2 protein-coding genes are annotated in these 1,981 nt (G+C 77.9%); one reads left to right on the top strand and one right to left on the bottom strand.

Features of this window, described 5'->3' with window-relative positions:
- The first annotated feature begins 261 nt into the window (after nt 1-261).
- Nucleotides 262-1,113: a hypothetical protein gene (locus tag ACTUAL_RS31175; RefSeq protein ID WP_096492979.1), complete on the top strand. Its 852-nt coding sequence runs from the start codon at nt 262-264 to the stop codon at nt 1,111-1,113.
- Between the two features lie 47 nt (nt 1,114-1,160).
- Here the strand turns inward: ACTUAL_RS31175 and ACTUAL_RS31170 are convergent.
- A partial coding sequence (locus tag ACTUAL_RS31170; RefSeq protein ID WP_440902734.1) for an AraC family transcriptional regulator occupies nt 1,161-1,981 on the bottom strand: 821 nt, incomplete at its 5' end.

The raw sequence follows: 1,981 nt of genomic DNA, 5'->3' as shown, positions 1-1,981 counted from the left end.
GGTCGTGGGCGGGGGCTGAGCCGACCGTGGCCGCCCCGGTCCGGGCTCCGGGCCGGGGCGGCTGCGGGCAGCGGTTTCCCGTAGGGGCCCACCACCCGCCGCACACCTCTCCCGGCCCACCTGAATCCGGAGCTTCCCCTTGCGGGGCAACGGGTGCCGCCGTGCGCGCCGGGGCCCGTGCCCCGATGGGCGGCACCCGCCCGCCGGGGCGGCCCGCCCGCTCCCATTGGCGCGGAATGATCTCCGGGTGACAGTGGGGTCATGCACCAGGGCCTGGACCGCGCGGAGCGCCAGCACGACGCGTCCCCGACGCGGACCGCCCTCCCCGCGCCCCGGCGCCCCGGAGAAGGGCGGAGCGCGATGAACGAGACCACCTCCCCGCTGTTCCGGTCGCTCGCCGAGCTGGGCGTGGCCCACTCGACGCGCACCAGCGCGCGCGGCGTGCCGTACGCGGCGTTCCGGCTGGCGGGCGCGCACGGCGACCTGTCGGTCACCGCCGCGGACGAGCAGGGCGTGCTCCGCCTGACCGCCCACGACGTGCTGCCCGACGTGCCGGGGGAGCGCCTGGTCGAGGCGAACCGGGGGCTGCCGCTGGCCCGCGCCTACCGCTCCCCGGACGACGGGACCCTGGAGGTCGCGCTGGGCTGCCACGTCGGCGCCCGCTTCCCCGAGCCGCTCCAGGTGTGGATGCTGCTCGGCCACCTGGTCGCGTCCTGCAGGCTCGTGGTGGAGGGCGGCGGCTCGCTGGGCCTGCCGGAGCTGGGCGGGTCGGGCGTGGCGCTGCCGCCCACGATCTCCCGGATCGCCCTGGAGGACGGCCGGGCGGCGTGGGTGGAGCTCGGCACGCGCGGCGACTGGTTCGTCGCGGTCGCCGACTACGCCCCGGCGACCGCGGTGCCACCCGGCCCCGAGGCCGAGGCGACCCTGCAGCGGCTCCAGCGCTGGATCCCGGCGGGCCGCTACTGCGAGAGCCCGGAGGGCGGCCTGCGCGCCGAGGTGGCCACCCCGGTCCTGGGCGACGCCGCCGCGCTCGTCGACTGGACGGAGGGCCAGGCCCGGCTGATGCTCCAGGTGGCCGCCCACCACCTCGGCCTGCCCGATCCCGGCCGCTGAGCCCGCCCGCTGAGTCCGCCTGCTGAGCCCCGCCCGGTGGCCCCGGCCTACCGCAGGTCCGCCGCGGCGGACCGGTAGTGCGCGGGCGCCACCCCGTTGTACCGCTTGAACGCGTGCGAGAACGCGAACGGCGAGCTGTACCCCACCCGCTGCGCCACCCCGTGCAGCGGCAGCTCGGTCTCCTTGAGCAGCTTGCTGGCCAGCACCATCCGCCACCACGCCAGGTAGGCCATCGGCGAGCGCCCGGTCAGCGCGGTGAACCGCCTGGCCAGCGTCGCCCTGGACATCCCGGCCCGGTCCGCCAGCACCTCGATCCGCCACTGCTCGGCGGGCGAGGTGTGCAGCGCGTCCAGCACCGACGCCACCCCCTCGTCCCGCAGCGCCCTGGCCCACCCGCCGTCGGGGTTGTCCTCCAGCCAGGCCCGCAGCGAGTACACCAGCACCAGGTCCAGCAGCCCGGACACCAGCGCGTCCCGCCCGGACCGCCCGGCCCGCACCTCCCGGCCCAGCAGGTCCACCGCCGCCCGCAGGTCCCGGTGCCCGCCCACGCGCGCGGGCAGGTGCACCACCTCGGGCAGCGCCTCCAGCAGCGGGTGGCTCCTCGACCCGTCGAGCGGGTACTCCCCGCACAGCAGGTCCACCGCGCCGCCCTCCCCGCTGCCGCGCGAGGCCCCGACCGCGCTGAAGGGCACCGCGCCCTCGCTCACCGGCAGGTCCGACAGCACGTGCCCGCCCAGCCGGGGCGCCAGCACCACGTCCCCGACGCCCAGCGGCAGCGGCTCCCCGCGCTCGGGCACCAGCCACCCGCTCCCGCGCAGCAGGACGTGGAACCCCACCCCGCGGCAGGTCGAGAACCGGAACCGCCACG

The sequence above is a fragment of the Actinosynnema sp. genome (assembly GCF_052038725.1).
Note: the sequence above shows the minus strand (reverse complement) of the source record. Positions and strands in the feature narration are given on the sequence as shown.

Excerpts from the sequence above, each read along its gene's own strand:
- ACTUAL_RS31175 (WP_096492979.1), top strand. The coding sequence starts at position 262 with ATGCACCAGGGCCTGGACCGCGCGGAGCGCCAGCACGACGCGTCCCCG.